Genomic DNA, 19107 nt, shown 5'->3' on the forward strand with positions numbered 1-19107 from the left:
CTGGCGGGGTTCGGGCCGGCTTTGCCACCCGGGGGCGGCTGGTGGGCGGGTTTTGGGTCGGGTCTGGCGTTCGGGGGCGGTGGGGCTGGCGGGGTTTGGGCCGGCTTTGCCACCCGGGGGCGGCTGGTGGGCGGGTTTTGGGTCGGGTCTGGCGTTCGGGGGCGGTGGGGCTGGCGGGGTTCGGGCCGGCTTTGCCACCCGGGGGCGGCTGGTGGGCGGGTTTTGGGTCGGGTCTGGCGTTCGGGGGCGGTGGGGCTGGCTGGATTCGGGTCGGCTCTGCCGCTGGAAGCGGCTTGGGCCGGCCAAGTGGGTCCGGGTCTGCCTCCGGAAGCGGCGGGATCGGCCGAGGTCCGGGTCGGAGGCATCGCCGGAAGTGGGCCGGGGTGGGGCCGAGGCGGATCGCGGCTTCCGGAGGCGGCGGGGCCGACTCTGCCCAAGGCCGGAGCCGCCGTGCGGAAGCGGCGCGGGTCCCGGCGAGCCCAAGACCGGGTCCTCCGAAGGCGGCTCGGAGCGCTCCCCGTGGCCAAGCCGCGCATGACCATCGCCGCGGGTGGCCCCCGCCCGCAAACCCCGCCAGATGCCCGCCCCGGCCGCCGCGGCCCACCCGCCCGGTGAACGCCGTTCACCCTTCCGGTCAATCGCACCCGCCGCATTCCCGGCCGTCTTTGTCTCGCTCTGCGGGATCCCGCAGTATCTGCGCGACGCCCCGTACCCCGTCCTCACCAATCGACCGTTTCACCTATGTGCCCGTGTCCTCCGCGTTACCCGCCAATCGGGTGATGTGTCGTAAGGTGAAGCACAACTTCCGATACCGATCACTTCCGTCATCGGACCCGGTCGTCACCCGAGTGACTCGGGTATTTCCGCTGGTGAGCGCCCTGCAGTAAAGTCAAACCTCCCAATCGAGGTAACATTTTCCGGCAGAAGAGTGAACATTAATCGTCGCCGTGCTACTCGCTGTCCGGGCAAACATCCGCGATTTTTGGACATTTTCGCCAATGCTCCGTTCGGCGGTACGAGCAACGCGTTCACTGGGTAGCGTGATGCCAATCCGGCTGGTCTTGGGGGTACTCGACTGCCGGATGACCGACCTGCTGCACAAGGAACGCTGGTTGTCGCGCGCGTTCGGCGGTCGCTGGTGCCCAACCGGCACGGCGGGGGTTGCCGTCGAAATCGGAACTTTTTCCGGGGTGCCCGCGCGGCCGTCACGCTGGAAAGGATCAATGTGTCTCGCGCTCGTTCTCGCGGGTTCGCCCGGGGTGTGGCACGCCGGGCCGATTTGTTGAACGAGTGGCAAAAAGCCGGCGCTCGCGGCGGGGGCAAAGCCCGGATCCGGCCACCGTTTCTCGCGATTTACCTGGTCGCGGGCCCTCCTGCCCGTACGGCCCCGCGCTGACCCACCCGCGTTCGAAAGGTTTCCGCAATGCCGCGATACGACGTCTCGGTTCATGCCGCCGATGACGACAGCGACAGAACAGCGCCCGCGCGCACTCTCGCCGAACTGTTCCAGGCCCAGGCCGCCCGCACCCCCGGAAAACCGGCGCTGACCGGCGCCGGTGGCACGCTGACCTACGCGACGGTGAACGCGCGGGCGAACCGGCTGGCGCGGCTGCTGATCGCCCGCGGGGCCGGCCCGGAAGGGGTCGTCGCGCTCGTCCTGCCGCGGTCGGCCGACCTCGTCGTCGCGCAGCTGGCGGTGGCCAAGGCCGGCGCCGCCTTCCTGCCCGTCGACCCCGACCAGCCCGCCGAGCGCATCGCGTTCGTGCTCGCCGACGCGCAGCCGGTGCTCGTCGTGGGCCGCGGGACCGCGGAAGCCCGCGGGACCGCGGAAGCCACCCTCGACCTCGGCGAACCCGGCCTGCTGGACGAACAGGCCGACACCGACCCCACCGACGCCGACCGGACGCGCCCGCTGCACCTCGACCACCCGGCCTACCTGATCTACACGTCCGGCTCGACCGGCGTCCCCAAAGGCGTCCTCGTCACCCACCGCGGCCTGGCCGGCTTCTTCGCCGCGATGCGCGAGCAGTACGACGTGCGACCCGGCGACCGGGTCCTCGAGTTCTCCTCGCCGAGCTTCGACGCGTCCATCCTCGAACTCGGCATGGCGCTGCCGCACGGGGCGGCCCTGGTCGTGCCGCCACCCGGCCCGCTGCTGGGCGACCGGCTCGCGGACGTCCTGGCCGAGTACGGAATCACCCACGCGCTCATCCCGCCGGTCGCCCTGGCCACGCTGCCGGCCGACCACCCGCTGCCGGCCTTCCGCACGGTGATCGTCGGCGGGGACGCCTGCCCGCCCGAACTGGTCCGGACCTGGGCGCCCGGACGCCGGATGATCAACTCCTACGGGCCGACCGAGTTCACCGTCGTGGCCACCTGGAGCGACCCGCTGACCCCCGGGGGCACGCCCCCGATCGGCCGTCCGCTGCCGGACGCCACCGCGTACGTGCTCGACGACGCGCTGCGCCCCGCCGCCACCGGCGAGCTGTACGTCACCGGCCCGGGGCTGGCCCGCGGCTACCTCGACCGGCCCGGGCTGACCGCGAGCCGGTTCGTCGCCGACCCGTTCGGCGCGCCCGGCGCGCGGATGTACCGGACCGGTGACGTCGTCCGCCGAACCGTCAGCGGTGAACTGGAGTTCGTCGGGCGGGCCGACCACCAGGTCAAGATCCGCGGCTTCCGGATCGAACCTGGCGAAATCGAAGCGCTGCTGCTCGGGCAGGACGGCGTCCGCGAGGCGGTCGTCGTCGCCCGCGAGGACCGCGGCAAACGCCTGGTCGCCTACTTCGCCGGGGACGCCGATCCGGCGGACCTGCGCGCCGCCGCGGCCGACCGGCTGCCGCCCTACATGGTGCCGGCCGCGTTCGTCGCTCTCGAGGCGATGCCGTTGACCCACCACGGCAAGCTCGACCGCGACGCCCTGCCCGAACCCGACTGGCAGGCGCAGGTCCGGGCCGCCCACACCGCGCCGCGGACCCCGGCCGAGCGGGCGCTCGCCGAAATCTGGGCCGACGTGCTGGGCGTCCCGGACATCGGCGTCGACGCGGACTTCTTCGAGCTCGGCGGCGACTCCATCCTCGGGGCCCGCGCGCTCGCCCGGATCCGCGCCCGCTTCGGCGCCGAGCTGTCCCCGCGGGTGGTGTTCGACGCCCGCACCATCGCGAAGCTCGCCGAGCTGCTGCCGGCCCGATCCGGTACCCCGGCCGCCCGGATCGAGCCGGTGCCCCACGAAGCCGTGGTGCCGCTCTCGCCGGTCCAGCGCCGCCTCTGGGTGCTCGACCAGCAGCACCCCGGCAGCACCGAATACAACGCCGGCGTCGGCCTCACCCTCGAAGGCCCGCTGGACCACGACGCCCTGCGCGCCGCGCTGGACGGGCTGGCCGCGCGGCACGAGTCGCTGCGGACGACGTTCCGGACCGTCGACGGCGAAGGCGTCCAGGTGGTCGCCGACGACGGCACCATCCCGCTGCGGGAAGCCGACGCCGAGGCCGACCTGGACGCGCAGCTCGCGGCCGAACTGGACCGCCCCTTCGACCTGACGACCGGGCCGCTCACGCGGGCCACGCTGATCCGCCGGGGCCCGGAGGAGCACCTGCTCCTGCTGTGCCAGCACCACATCATCACCGACGGCTGGTCGGTCGGCCTGCTCGTCGACGAGTTCGCCGCGCTCTACGCGGGGGAGAAGCCGGCCGCGCTCGACATCGGCTACCGCGACTACTCCCGGTGGCACCACGAGCGGCTGGCCGGGCTGCGCGAGGCGCAGCTGGCCTACTGGCGCACGCAGCTCGCCGGCCTCGAACCCCTGGACCTGCCCACCGACCGGCCGCGCCCGCCCGTGCGCGCCACCGAAGGCGCGATCCGCCGGTACGAGCTGCCCGAAGGCCTCGCCGGGCTGAGCCACGACACCGGCACGACGCTGTTCACGACGCTGACCGCGCTCGTCCAGGTGCTGCTGGCCCGCTACACCGGGCAGGACGACGTCGCCGTCGGCACCGCGGTCTCCGGCCGCGACCACGACCAGCTCGAACGGCTCGCCGGGTTCTTCGTCAACACCCTCGTCCTGCGGTCCGCGGTCGACGCCGCGGAACCGTTCGACGTCTTCCTCGGCCGGGTCAAGGAAACGACGCTGGCGGCCTTCGCCGCCGCCGAAGTGCCCTTCGACCAGGTCGTCGACGACCTGCGGCCGGCCCGTGACCCGAGCCGGACGCCGCTGGTGCAGGTCCTGCTCGTGCTGCAGCAGGACCTCGTCCGGCCCCGGGAGGCGGGTGCCCTCCGCCTGGGCGAGCACGACCTGCCCCGCCCCCGGGCCCGGTTCGACCTGGTGCTGGAGTTCCGGCCGCAGGGCCGCGGGGTCGCGATCGAGTACGACACCGCGCTCTTCGACGCCGCCACGATCGACCGCTTCGCCGGGCACCTGCGGGTGCTGGCCGAGGCCGTGGTCGCCGAGCCGCACCGGCCGGTGGCCGAGCTGCCCCTCATGGCTGACGCCGAACTGGCCGACCTGCACGCTCTCTCGCGCGGACCGGAGCTCGACGCGCCGGACGCCACGCTGGCGCAGCTGTTCGAGGCCCAGGCGGCCCGCACGCCGGACGCGGTCGCGGTCGTCTGCGAGGACCGCTCGCTCACCTACGCCGAGCTCGACGCGCAGGCCGGCCGGCTGGCCCGGGTCCTCGCCGAGCGAGGAGCCGGACCCGAACGGTTCGTCGCCGTGTCCCTGCCGCGCACGGAACGGATCCTGGTGGCGCTGCTCGGCGTGCTCAAGTCCGGTGCCGCCTACCTCCCGGTCGACCCCGCCTACCCGGCCGACCGCCAGGAACTGATCCTCGACGACGCCGCTCCGGCCCTGCTGCTCACTCCGGACGGCCGCGGTCCCGGGTCCGTGCCCGCCCTCGCTTTCGACGACCCCGCCCTGCTCGACAGCCGGGAGAGCGTGCCGTTCGCCCGCGCGGCGAACCCGGACCACCCCGCCTACGTGATCCACACGTCCGGCTCGACCGGCCGCCCCAAGGGGGTCGTCGTCGCGCACCGCAGCGCCGCGAACCTGATGGCCTGGGCGGCGAACGACTTCCGGGACGTCTTCCGGCCGGGGTCCACAGTGGTCGCTTCGACGTCGCTCAACTTCGACGTCTCGGTGTTCGAGCTGTTCGCGCCGCTGACGACCGGCGCCACCGTCGAGATCGTCCGGGACGTGCTGGCCCTCGGCGAAGGCGAGCGCACCGGACGGCCGGTCGGCCTGGTCAGCGGGGTGCCCTCGGCGTTCGCCCAGCTGCTGGCCCAGGGCGCGGTTTCGGTGCGGCCGTCCACTGTGGTCCTGGCCGGCGAGGCGCTGACGCGGCACGCGCTCGACGACATCCGGAAGGCGCTGCCCGGCAGCCGGATCGCGAACATCTACGGGCCCACCGAGTCCACTGTGTACGCCACGGCGTGGTACCACGACACCGACCGCACCCCGCCGATCGGCCGCCCGATCGCCGGCGTCCGCGCGTACGTCCTGGACCGCGGGATGCGGCCGGTGCCCGTCGGCGTGCCCGGCGAACTGCACCTCGGCGGCGCCGGGGTGGCCCGCGGCTACCTCGGCCGGCCCGGCCTGACCGCGGGCCGGTTCGTCGCCGACCCCTTCGGCGCGCCGGGTGCCCGGATGTACCGGACCGGCGACGTCGTCCGCTGGAGCACCCGCGGCGAGCTGGAGTACCTCGGCCGCGCCGACGACCAGGTCAAGATCCGCGGCTTCCGGATCGAGCCCGGCGAGGTGGAGGCCGCGCTGCGGAAGCACCCGGACGTCACCGAGGCGGTGGTCGTCGCGCGCACCGACGGCGGCCACCAGCGACTGGTCGCCTACGTCGTGCCCGGGGCACCCGCGGACCTGCGGGACTTCCTCGGCGCCTCGCTGCCCGCCCACCTGGTGCCCTCGGCGTTCGTGGCGCTGGAGAGGCTGCCGCTGAACCCCAGCGGCAAGCTCGACCGGCGGGCCCTGCCCGCCCCGGACTTCACGGGCGGCACCACCCGCGTCGCGCCGCGCACCGAAACCGAGCGGCTGCTGGCCGCCATCTGGGCCGACGCCCTCGGCCTGCCGGAAGTCGGCGTCGAGGACAACTTCTTCGAGCTCGGCGGCGACTCGATCCTCGGCATCCGGCTGGTGTCCGAGGCGGCCAAGGCCGGGCTCCGGATCACCACCAAGGACGTCTTCCGGCACCAGACGATCGCCGCGCTCGCCGCGGCGGCCGGGGTGGCCGAGCCGGTGGCCGAGCGGCCCGCGGCGACCGGCGAAGTGGTCGTCACCCCGATCCAGCACTGGTACCTGGACACCGACCCGGCCGAGCCGGACCGGTTCGTCCAGCAGCTGAGCGTCCGGCTCGCCGAAGACGTCGACGAGGACCGGCTGCGCGCAGCGGTGAACACCGTCGTCGCCCACCACGACGCCCTGCGGCTGCGGTTCCGCCGCACGGACGGCGGCTGGACCCAGGAGCACGCCGAGCCCGGCGAAACCGACGTCTTCGGCGCGAAGATCGACATCGGGCACGGCCCGCTGGTGAGCGCCGAGCTGACCGGCACCACCCTGCGCCTGGCCGTGCACCACCTGGTGGTGGACGGCGTCTCGTGGCGGATCCTCCTGGAGGACGTCGACCACGCCTACCACGGACGCGCGCTGGGCGCCCGCACGACGTCCTTCGGCGACTGGGCCGCCCGGCTCGCCGGCCACTCCTTCGCCGCCGACCTCCCGTACTGGCAGGCGGTCGCGGGCGCCGACATCCCGCTGGACAACGACGGCCCCGGCACGGTGGCGAGCACCCGCACGGTCACCACCCGACTGGACGCCGAGCTGACCCGCGCGCTGCTGCAGGACGTCCCGGGCGTCTACCGCACCCAGGTCAACGACGTGCTGCTGGCCGCGCTCGGCGACGCCCTGCGCCGCTGGACCGGCGCCGGGCGCGTGCTCGTCGACCTCGAAGGCCACGGGCGGGAAGACCTGTTCGACGACGTCGACCTGTCCCGCACGGTCGGCTGGTTCACCTCGATGTTCCCCGTCGCGCTCGAGGTGCCGGAGGACGGCGTCGCGAGCCTGCTCAAGTCCGTCAAGGAGCAGCTGCGCGCGATCCCGGCCCGCGGCCTCTCCTACGGCGTGCTCCACCACCTCACCGGGACCGCTCCCGCGGTGAGGCCCCGGCTCAGCTTCAACTACCTCGGCCGGTTCGAAGCCGGCGGCGAGCTGTACCGGGGCCTCGAGCGGGAACTGGAACTCCGGCAGCACCCCGCGGACACCCGGCCGCACGCCGTCGACGTCGTCGCCCGGGTCACCGGCGGCCGCCTGGAGATCACCTGGTTCTACTCGGAACAGCTCCACGCGGAAGCCACCATCCAGGCCGTCGCCGACGACCTCGTCCGCGGCCTGGCCGGGATCGTCGCGCACTGCACCGCACCGGCGGCCGGCGGCCGCACGCCGTCGGACTTCCCGCTGGCCCGGCTCGACCAATCCACTGTGGACCGGTTGGCGGGCGACGGCCGCGACGTCGAGGACGTCTACCCGCTCACCCCGGCCCAGGCTGGCATGCTGTTCCACCGGCTCACCGGCGGCGGCAGGCACGCCTACCTCCAGCAGGTGACGTTCGTGCAGAGCGGCGTCCCCGATCCCGAAGCGCTGGGCCGCGCCTGGCAGCGGGTGGTGGACCGGACCCCGGTCCTGCGCACCCGGGTCGTCTGGGACGGCCTCGACGAGCCCGTGCAGGTGGTGCACCGGCGGGTCACCCTGCCGATCGAGTACCGGGACTGGACGAGCGAGCCCGCCGGCCTCGACGCCGTGCTGGCGGCCGACCGGGACGCCGGCCTCGACCTGGGCGAGCTGCCGCTGATGCGGCTGCTGCTCGCCCGCGTCTCGGCGACCGAGGTCCGCGTGGTCTGGACGTTCCACCACCTGCTGCTCGACGGCTGGAGCCTCTTCCAGGTGCTCTCCGACGTCGCGGCGGCGCACGCCGGACGCCCGCTGCCGACCCGCCGCCCGTTCCGCGACCACCTCCGCTGGCTGTCCGAACAGGACACCCCGGCCGCGGAACGGTACTGGCGGGACAAGCTTTCCGGACGGCCCGAGCCGGCCCGGCTGCGCACCGACCGCGCCCCCGACGGGCACGCGGCCGAATCGACGGCGTCGCTGCGGATCGAGCTGGCCGCCGGGCCGCTGCGCAAGGCCGCGCAACGCCACGGGCTGACCCTCAACACGCTCGTGCAAGGCGCCTGGGCGGTGCTGCTGGCCCGCCACACCGGACGGCCGGAGGTCTGCTTCGGCACCACGGTCGCCGGGCGGCCCGCCGAACTGCCCGGGGCCGACGAGATCACCGGCATGTTCATCACCACGCTGCCGGTCGTCACCGACGTCGGCGAGCGGACGGCCGCGGTGGACTGGCTGCGCGGCCTCCAGGACGACCAAGCCGAGGCCCGGCGGTTCGACCACCTGTCCCTGGCCCGCCTGCAGGGCTGGGGCGGGGAGTTCGACACCCTGCTCGTCTTCGAGAACTACCCGGTCACCGCGGAGCTCGGGCTGCGCGACCTGCGCGGGGTCGAGACGACCAACTACCCGCTCAGCGTCGTCGCCTACCCCGGCGAGGAGCGCCTGGAGTTCCTGTTCGGCTACGACCCCGAGCTGTTCGACGCCGCCACGATCGCCGGCTTCGCCGGGTGCCTGCAGACCCTGCTGGCCGAGCTCGCGACCCGGCCGCACGAGCCGCTCGCCCGGCTGCGCATGCTCACCGGCGCCGAGGAGCGCGAAGTCCTGGACACCGGCACCGGTCCCGCGCAGGACCAGCCGGACACGACCGTGCCCGCCCTGTTCGCCGAGCAGGTCCGCCGCACGCCCGACGCGGTCGCCGTCACCGGCGCGGAAACCCTGACCTACGCGGAGCTGGACGCCCGGGCGAACCGGCTGGCCCACCGCCTGCTCGCCCTCGGAGCGCGGCGGGACGAACTGGTCGGGCTGCTGCTGGGCCGCTCGGCCGACGTCGTCGTCGCCGAACTCGCGGTGCTCAAGGCCGGCGGTGCCTACCTGCCGCTGGACGCCCGCGCACCCCGCAGCCGGCTCACGGCGCTGCTCGGCGGCGTCGGCGTGCTGGTGACCGACGACGTCGGCCGGGCGCGCGCCCGGGAAGTCCACAGTGGACCGGTGGTGACGATCGGCGAGGTGGGCGACGAGCCGGCCGAGGCGCCGGATGTCCCGCTGCGGCCGGAAAACCTCGCCTACGTGATGTACACGTCGGGCTCGACCGGGATCCCCAAGGGCGTGGCCGTCAGCCACCGGGCCATCGTCGCGCTGGCGCGGGAGCGGGCCTTCGCCCGCGCCGCCCACCGCACCGTGCTCATGCACTCCGCGCTGGCCTTCGACGCTTCGACGTACGAGGTGTGGGTGCCGCTGCTCGGCGGCGGGCGGGTCGTCGTCGCCCCGCCGGGCGACCTCGACGCCGACGTGCTGCGCCGCCTGGTCACCACGCACGGGGTGACCGGGGTGTTCATCACCGCGGGGCTGTTCCGCGTGCTGGCGCAGGAGGACCCCGGCTGCCTGCGCGGTGTCCGCGAGGTGTGGACGGGCGGCGAAGTGGTGCGCCCCGCCGCGGTGCACCGCGTGTCGGAGGCGTGCCCGGGGCTCACCGTGGTGGACGTCTACGGGCCCACCGAGACGACGACCTTCGCCACCCGGCACCCCCTGCCGCCGGGCGAGCCGGTGCCGGACGTGCTGCCGATCGGGCGGCCGCTGGACGGCACCGCGGCCTACGTCCTCGACCACGGGCTGCGGCCGGTGCCGCCGGGTGCCGTCGGCGAGCTGTACCTGGCCGGCACCGGGCTGGCCCGGGGCTACCTCGGGCAGCCGGGGCTGACGGCCGACCGGTTCCCCGCCGACCCCTTCGGCGCGCCGGGCGAGCGGATGTACCGCACCGGTGACCTCGTCCGGTGGACCTCCGACGGCGTTCTCGAGTTCGTCGGCCGGGCCGACGACCAGGTGAAGATCCGCGGCTTCCGCGTCGAGCTCGGCGAGATCGAGACGGCGCTGACCGCCCACCCCGAGGTGACCGAAGCCGTCGTCGCCGCGGTGGAGTCCGGCGGGACCAAGCGGCTCGTCGCCTACGTCGTCGCGACCGGGACGCCGGACCTGCGGGAGTTCCTGCTGCGCTCGCTGCCGGACTACCTCGTGCCCGCGGTGTTCGTGCCGCTGGAAGCCCTGCCGCTCAACGAGAACGGGAAGGTCGACCGCCGCGCGCTGCCCGCACCCGACTTCGTCTCCGGGCTCGGCTACCGCGAGCCCGCGACGGACGCCGAGCGGCTGCTCGCGAACATCTGGGCCGAAGTGCTGCGGGTGGACCGCGTGGGCGCCGAGGACAACTTCTTCGAACTCGGCGGCGACTCGATCCTGTCCATCCAGGTGGTTTCGCGGGCCCGCCGGGCCGGCCTCGACCTGATGCCGGGCCAGGTGTTCGACCACCCGACCGTCGCCGCGCTCGCGCTGGCCACCACCCCGGCCGCGCCCGCCACGGCCGCCGCCGTCGCCGAGCCGGTGACCGGCGGGATGCCGCTGACGCCGGTGCAGCGCTGGTACCTCGACCCACGGCCGGTGCACCCGGAGCAGTTCGTCCAGTCCGTTTCGGTGGACCTGCCCGCCGCGCCCGACCCGGCCGCGCTGCGCCGCGCGTTGCGCGCTCTCCAGCTGCACCACGACGCCCTGCGGCTGCGGTTCACCGCCGACGGCCAGTCCCACGCGGCCGACGCCGTCGACGTCCTCGACGCCACCATCGACCTGGAGAACGGGCCGCTGCTGCGCGCCGAGCTGTCCGGCACGACACTGACCCTCGCCGCGCACCACCTGGTCGTCGACGGCGTCTCGTGGCGCGTCCTCCTGGAGGACCTGGAAACCCTCCTCGCCGGCGGTGAACTCCCCGCCAAGACGACGTCCTTCCGCGACTGGGCGCGCACCCTGGCCGACCACACGGCCGGCGGTTTCTTCGACGACGAACTCGCCCACTGGGCGGCGATCGACGCCGACCCGGCCCTCCCGGTCGACGCGGCCGGCGCCAACACCTACGGCTCGGCCCGCTCGGTGGTCGTGCGGCTGCCCGCGGAGGCGACCCGGGCGGTGCTGCACGACGTGCCGGGGGTGTACCGGACGCAGGTCAACGACGTCCTGCTGACCGCGCTCGGCCGGGTCCTGCGCGACTGGACCGGCCGCGACCGCGTGCTGGTCGACCTCGAAGGCCACGGCCGGGAGGATCTGTTCGGCGGCATCGACCTCTCCCGCACGGTCGGCTGGTTCACGTCGATCTTCCCGGTCGAGCTGACGTCGTCCGGCGAGGACTGGGGCGAAGCCCTGAAGACGACGAAGGAGCGGCTCCGCGCGATTCCCCGCCGTGGCATCGGCTACGGCGCCCTGCGCCACCTCGCCGGCACCGCGCCGCGGATCGAGCCCCGGATCAGCTTCAACTACCTGGGCCGCTTCGACCACGGCGGCGGCCTGGGCGGCGCGGCCCACCCCGAGCAGGTCCGCGCGCACCAGCTCGACGTCGTCGGCGCGGTCGTCGGCGACGAGCTGGAACTGACCTGGCACTACGCCGAAGACGTGCACACCGAAGCCACCGTCCGGCGGCTCGCCGACGCGCTCCTCGAAGCGCTCACCGGGATCGTCGCGCACTGCGCCCGCCCGGACGCCGGCGGCCGCACGCCGTCGGACTTCCCGCTCGCCCGCCTCGACCAGGCCGCGGTGGACCGGCTGGCCGGCGATGGCCGCGACGTCGAGGACGTCTACCCGCTCACGCCGATGCAGTCGGGCATGGTCTTCCACAGCCTCGTCGACGGCGCGGCCGGGACCTACCTCAACCAGGTGCGGCTGCGGCTGACCGGCATCAGCGACCCCGAGCGCCTCGCCCGGGCGTGGCAGCGGGTCGTCGCGGACACGCCGGTGCTGCGCACCCGCGTCGTCTGGGAGGGCCTCGACGAACCCGTGCAGGTCGTCGCGCGGTCCGTCGCGGTCCCGGTCGTCCACCTCGACTGGACCGCGCTGGAGGACGACGAGCGCGCCCGCGAGCAGGAGCGGTTCCTCGAAGCGGACCGGGCCGCGGGCTTCGACCTGACGGCCGCCCCGCTGCTGCGGCTGGCCTTCGCGCGGCTGCCCGGCGGCGACGTGCTGCTGGTCTGGACGTTCCACCACGTGCTGCTCGACGGCTGGAGCGCCGCGCAGGTGTTCGGCGAGGTGTGCGCCCGGTACGCGGGTACCGCCGTCCCCGGCCGGCGTCCGCCGTTCCGCGAATACCTGCGCTGGCTGGGCGAGCAGGACACCGCCGACGCCGAAGCGCACTGGCGCGACCAGCTCGCCGGGCTGCGGACACCGACGCCGCTGCCCTACGACCGGCGGCCGGTGGAGGCGCACCGGGCGCGGTCCGCCGCGTCGGTCCGGGTGTCCGCGCCCGCCGACGGGCTGCGGGAGCTGGCCCGCCGCGCCGGCCTGACGCTCAACACGATCTTCCAGGGCGCCTGGGCCCTCGTGCTGTCCCGCTGCAGCGGGGAATCCGCGGTCGTCTTCGGCACCACCGTCTCCGGGCGGCCCGCCGACCTGCCGGGGGTCGAAGCGATGGCCGGGTTGTTCATCAACACCCTGCCCGCGCCGGTGACCGTCCACGACGGACTCGTCGTGACGGACTGGCTGGCCGACCTGCAGACGGCCCAGGCCCGCTCGCGCCGGTTCGACTTCGTGTCACTGGCCCAGCTGCAGACCTGGGCGGGGGGCACCACGCTGTTCGACAGCATCCTCGTGTTCGAGAACTACCCCTTCGACCCGGTGGCCCTGGCGGCACACGGCATCGGCCTGCACGAAGAGGGCGAGCTGCAGCCGACCAACTACCCGCTCAGCGTGGTCGTCACGCCGGGGGAGCGCCTGGAGGTGTCGTTCGACCACGACCCGGACCTGTTCGACCGGGCCACCGTCGACCGGCTGGCCGCGCAGCTGCTCCTGGTCCTGGAGCGCATCGCCGCGGATTCCGGCCGGCGGGTCGGCGACCTCGATCTGCTGACCGACGACGACCGCGAACGCGTGCTGCGGACGTTCAACGCCACCGCGCACCCGGTGGCCGAGGCGACGGTGGTGGGCCGGTTCGCCGACCAGGTGCGTCGGACGCCGGATGCTCTGGCGGTCGACGATCTGACCTACGCGGAGCTCGATGCCCGCGCCGACGGGCTCGCGTCCCGGCTGGCCGAGCTGGGGGTCGGGGTCGAGGACCGGGTGGGGTTGCTTTTGGAGCGGTCGGTCGATCTTGTCGTGGCCGAGCTGGCGGTGCTGAAGGCGGGGGCGGCGTACGTGCCGGTGGAACTGCGTGCGCCGGAGAGCCGGATGCGGCTGGTGCTGGCCGAAGCGGGCGTCTCCGCGGTCATCGCGGAAGAGTCCTACCAGGACATCCACAATGGACTGTCGGTGCGGGTGGACGAAACCGGGCCGGAAGGTGCGCCCGAGGTCACGGTGCGGCCGGCGAACCTGGCCTACGTGATGTACACCTCGGGGTCCACCGGCAAGCCGAAGGGCGTCGCGGTGACTCACCGCGACGTCGTGGCCCTGGCATCGGACCGCTCGTTCGTGGGCGAGGCGCATCGGACGGTGTTGCTGCATTCGCCGCAGGCGTTCGACGCTTCGACGTATGAGGTGTGGGTGCCGTTGCTCAACGGCGGCCGGGTGGTCGTCGCCCCGCCCGGCGACGTCGATGCCGAGGTGCTGCGCGAGGTGGTCGGTCGCCGCGGGGTGCGGGCGCTGTGGCTGACTGCGGGACTGTTCCGGCTGCTGGCCCAGGAGGATCCCGCGTGCCTGCGCGGGGCCGGCGAGGTGTGGACCGGTGGTGACGTCGTGCCCGCCGCCGCGGTCCGCCAGGTGCGGGACGCCTGCCCGGGGCTGACCGTGGTCGACGGCTACGGCCCCACCGAGACGACGACTTTCGCGAGCCGGTTCTTCGTGGCCCCCGAAGACGCCGTGCCGGACGCGATGCCGATCGGGCGGCCCTTGGACAACATGGCCGCCTACGTCTTGGACGAGGGGCTGCGGCCGGTGCCGCCGGGCGTGACCGGGGAGTTGTTCATCGCCGGTGCCGGGGTGTCTCGCGGGTACCTGGGCCGGTCGGGGCTGACGGCGGAGCGCTTTGTGGCCAACCCGTTCGGGGCTGCGGGGGAGCGGATGTACCGCACGGGTGACGTGGTCCGCTGGACCCCCGATGGTGTGCTGGAGTTCGTCGGCCGTGCCGACGACCAGGTGAAGATCCGTGGGTTCCGGATCGAGCTGGGCGAGATCGAGACGGCCCTGGCCGCCCATCCGGACGTCACCGAGGCCGTGGTGATCGCCCGGGATCGGCGGCTGGTCGCCTACGTCGTCGCGGCCGGGAAGCCGGAGCTGCGGGGGTGGCTGCAGCGGGACCTGCCGGACTACATGGTCCCGTCGGCCTTCGTCACGCTGGACGCGCTTCCGTTGAGCGCCAACGGAAAGGTGGACCGCAAGGCGCTCCCGGAGCCGGCCGCGGAGCCGGTCGCCGGGTACGTGCCGCCGCGCACGGACACCGAACGCGTGCTCGCCGAAGTCTGGGCCGACGTGCTCGGCGTGCCCGGGGTCGGCGTCGAGGACAACTTCTTCGAGCTCGGCGGCGACTCGATCCTGAGCATCCAGGTCGTCTCCCGGGCCCGGCGCCACGGGCTCGCGCTCACCCCGCGGGACCTGTTCGCCCACCAGACCGTCGCGGCGCTGGCCGTGGCGGCGGGCTCGGCCGCGGTGACCGTGGCCGAGCAGGGGCCGGTCACCGGCGCCGCCGCGCTGACCCCGATCCAGCTCTGGTTCTTCGCGGGCCGCCACGGCGACCCGGACGGGTTCACCCAGTCGGTGCGGGTCGAGCGGCCCGAGCCGTTCGACGTCGAGACGCTGCGCGCGGCGCTGGCCACGCTGGTGCGGCACCACGACGCCCTGCGGATGCGGTTCACCGTGGCCGGCCAGGAAAACGCCCCGGCCGAACCGGCGGAGCTCCTCGGGGCCGAGATCGACGTGACCCGCGGGCCGCTCCTGTCCGCCGAGCTCCTCGAACCCGCCGTCCTGCGGCTGACGGTCAACCACCTCGTCGTCGACGGCGTCTCCTGGCGGATCCTGCTGGAGGACCTGGAAACCGCCTACCGCGGCGGCCCGCTGCCGCCGAAGACGACGTCGTTCCGCGACTGGGCCAACCGCCTCGCCGCGCACGCCGAGGACGGCGGCTTCGACGGCGAACTGCCGTACTGGCGTCGCGCGCTGGCCGTCGACCCGGCGCTGCCGATCGACCACCACACCGCCGAGGCGGGCACCGGCACGGTCACCACGCGCCTGGACGCCGAGCTGACCAGGGCACTGCTGCAGGACGTCCCCGGCGTCTACCGGACGCAGGTCAACGACGTGCTGCTGGCCGCACTCGGCCGGGTGCTCGCCCGCTGGACCGGCCGCGACGGCGTGCTGATCGACCTGGAGGGCCACGGCCGCGAGGACCTGTTCGACGACGTCGACCTCTCCCGCACGGTCGGCTGGTTCACCTCGCTCTACCCGGTCGCGCTGCGGATCGACGACGACTGGGCAGCCCTGCTCAAGTCGGTGAAGGAGCAGCTGCGCGCGGTGCCCCGCCGCGGCGTGGGCTTCGGCGCCCTGCGGTACCTGACCGGGACCGCGCCCGCGCTGACGCCCGAGATCGGCTTCAACTACCTGGGCCGCCTCGACGGCGCGGCCGGCAGCCTCGACTCTTCGGTCGGCGAGGGCGCGGGCCGGGCGCACCTGCTCGACGTCGTCGGCCGGGTGGACCGGGAAACCCTGGAACTGACCTGGTACTACTCGCGCGACACGCACACCGCCGCCACGGTGGAGAAACTGGCCGCGGACCTGGTGGTCGCGCTGGGCGAAGCCGTCGCGCACTGTGCCGCGCCCGGCGTGGGCGGCCGCACGCCGAGCGACTTCCCGCTGGCCGGCCTGGACCAGCGGCAGGTCGACCGGATCGCCGGCGACGGCCGCGACGTGGCCGACCTCCACCCGCTCACGCCGATGCAGGCGGGCATGGTCTTCCACGGGCTTTCCCAAGAGGCCCAAGGCGTCTACTTCGAACAGGTCACCGCGGTCCTCGACGGGGTCGCCGAGCCGCGGTTCCTGGCGCGGGCCTGGCAGCACGTCGTCGACCGGACGCCGGTGCTGCGCGGCAGCGTCGTCTGGGAGGACGTCCCCGAGCCGCTGCTCGTGGTCCACCGCGCGGCGCGGGTGCCGGTCACCGAGCTCGACTGGCGGGACCGCGACCGCGAGGAAGCCTTGCGCGAGCTGCTCGCCCAGGACCGGGCGAAGCCGTTCGACCTGGCGGCCGCGCCGCTGCTGCGGGTCACCTTGGCCCGGCTGCCCGGCGACGCCGTCCAGCTCGTCTGGACCTTCCACCACGTCCTGCTCGACGGCTGGAGCGTCTTCCAGGTGCTGTCCGACGTCTGCACCGCCTACGCGGCCCTGCGCGACGGCACCGCGCCGGCTCTCCCACACCGCCGTCCGTTCGGCGACTACGTCACGTGGCTGAGCGGCCAGACCGCCGAGGGCGCCGAAGAGTACTGGCGCCGCGAGCTCGCCGACGTCACCGAGCCGACCCCGTTGCCCTACGACCGGGCACCCGCAGCCACCCACGAATCGAGCTCGTCGACGTGGGTCGGCCGGGAGCTCGACGAGGCGGCCACCGCCCGGCTGGCGGCGTTCGCCCGGCGCGAGCGGCTCACCCTGAACGCCGTCGTGCAGGGCGCCTGGGCGCTCCTGCTGGCCCGGCACGGCGGCGAGGACGACGTCTGCTTCGGCGCCACCGTGTCCGGCCGCCCGGCCGGGCTGGCCGGCGTCGACGACATCACCGGCATCTTCATCAACACCCTGCCCGTGCGGGTCACCGCCGACCCGGCGGCGCCGGTCGCCGGCTGGCTGCGCGGTCTGCAGACCACGCAGGCGGAATCGCGCCGGTTCGAGCACGTGCCGCTGACCGCGGTGCAGGCCTGGAGCGGCGTCGAGGGCGGCCGGAACCTGTTCGACAGCCTCGTGGTGTTCGAGAACTACCCGGTCACCGCCGCGGATGTCGCGGCGCACGGCGTGCGGCTGCGCGAACTGCAGGCGATGGAGACGACCAACTACCCGCTCAGCGTCGTGGCCGCACCCGGCCCGCGCCTGTCGCTCGGCCTCGGCTACGACCCGGCGCTGTTCGACGAGGCCACCGTCGAGCGGCTGGCCGGGCGGCTCGAACACCTCCTGGAAGCGATCGCCGAAGACCCGGCCCGGCCCTTGCGCGAGTTCGACGTCCTCGACGCCGCCGAACGCGAGCAGGTGCTGGAGACGTTCAACGACACCGGTTACGAAGTCCCGCCGGTCACCCTGACCGAGCTGATCGAGGCCCAGGCGGCCCGCACCCCGGACGCCGTCGCGGTGGTCTCGCGCGAAGAGCGGCTCACCTTCGCCGAACTCGACACGCGCGCCGACCGGCTGGCCCGGCTGCTGGCCGCGCGCGGAGCCGGGCCGGAGCGGATCGTCGCGCTCGCCCTGGGGCGCTCGGTGGAGATCGTCGTCGCGCAGCTGGCGGTGCTCAAGACCGGCGCCGCCTACCTGCCGGTCGACCCGGACTACCCGCCCGAGCGGATCGCGTTCATGCTCGCCGACGCGAACCCGGTCGTCGTGGTGACACTGCCCGGCACGCCGATGCCGGGCGGGAACGTGCTCGTCCTCGACGGCTCGGAGGTCCGGGGCCCGGCCACTCCGCTCGGGCGGTCCGTGCCGCCGGCCGCACCGGCGTACGTCATCTACACCTCGGGCTCGACCGGCACGCCCAAGGGCGTCGTCGTCACCCACGCCGGGCTGGCGAGCTTCGCGAGCGCCGAGATCGCCCACTTCGACGTCCGGCCCGGTGACCGCGTCCTGCAGTTCTCCTCGCCCAGCTTCGACGCTTCGGTGCTGGAGCTGTGCATGGCGCTGCCCGCGGGGGCCGCGCTGGTCGTGCCGCCGCCCGGGCCGCTGCTCGGCGACCACCTCGCCGCCGTGCTGCGCGACGAAGGCGTCACCCACGCGCTGATCCCGCCGGTGGCCATGGCCAGCGTGCCGGACGTCGACCTGCCCGCGTTCCGCACGCTGGTCGTCGGCGGCGAGGCCTGCCCGGCCGACCTGGTGGCCCGCTGGGCGCCGGGCCGCCGGATGATCAACGCCTACGGGCCCACCGAAACCACGGTGGTGGCGACCTGGAGCGACCCACTGGAACCCGGGGCCACCCCGCCGATCGGCCGCCCGATCCGCAACACCCGCGTCCGCGTCCTCGACGCCGCGCTCCGGCCGGTGCCGATCGGCGTCCCGGGAGAGCTGTACGTCGCCGGGGCCGGGCTCGCCCGCGGGTACCTCGACCGGCCGGGGCTCACCGCGTCGCGGTTCCTCGCCGACCCGTTCGGGGCGCCGGGGGAGCGGATGTACCGCACCGGCGACCTGGTCCGGTGGCGCGCCGACGGCACCCTCGGCTTCCTCGGCCGGGCCGACGACCAGGTCAAGATCCGCGGCTTCCGGATCGAGCCCGGCGAGATCGTGGCGGTGCTGCGCCGGCACGGCGGAGTTCGCGACGCGGCCGTCGTGGCGGACGGGCAGCGGCTGATCGCCTACGTCGTCGGCGAGCCGGGCGCCGGGCTGCGGGAGCACGTCGCCGCCGCGCTGCCTGCCCACTTCGTGCCCGCCGCGTTCGTCCGGCTCGACGCCCTTCCCCTGACGGCCAACGGAAAGCTGGACCGGCGGGCGCTGCCTGCTCCGGTCGCGCCGGCGGAGACCGCCGGGTACGCGGCCCCGGAAACCGAGACCGAAGAGGTCCTCGCGGCCATCTGGGCCGAGGCCCTCGAACTCGAGCGGGTCGGCGTCGAGGACAACTTCTTCGCCCTCGGCGGCGATTCGCTGCGCAGCCTCCGGATCACCTCGATGACGAAGTCCGCCTTCGACGTCGAAATCACCCCCAAGGACGTGCTCACCGCGGGCACGGTGCTGGCACTGGCGGAGCTCGTCGAAGAACGGGTCCTGCAGGACCTCGAACGGCTCGCCGCCGGCCAAGACCTCTGAAACCCCGACCGAAA

General features: G+C 74.2%; 1 protein-coding gene. It reads left to right on the plus strand.

The features are described from left to right. Window positions 1-1423 precede the first annotated feature (1423 nt). Window positions 1424-19093: a non-ribosomal peptide synthase/polyketide synthase gene (locus ACWEGE_RS24455; RefSeq protein WP_449662766.1), complete on the plus strand. Its 17670-nt coding sequence runs from the start codon at window positions 1424-1426 to the stop codon at window positions 19091-19093. Window positions 19094-19107: the final 14 nt, after the last annotated feature.

The organism is Amycolatopsis sp. NPDC004747 (assembly GCF_053601335.1).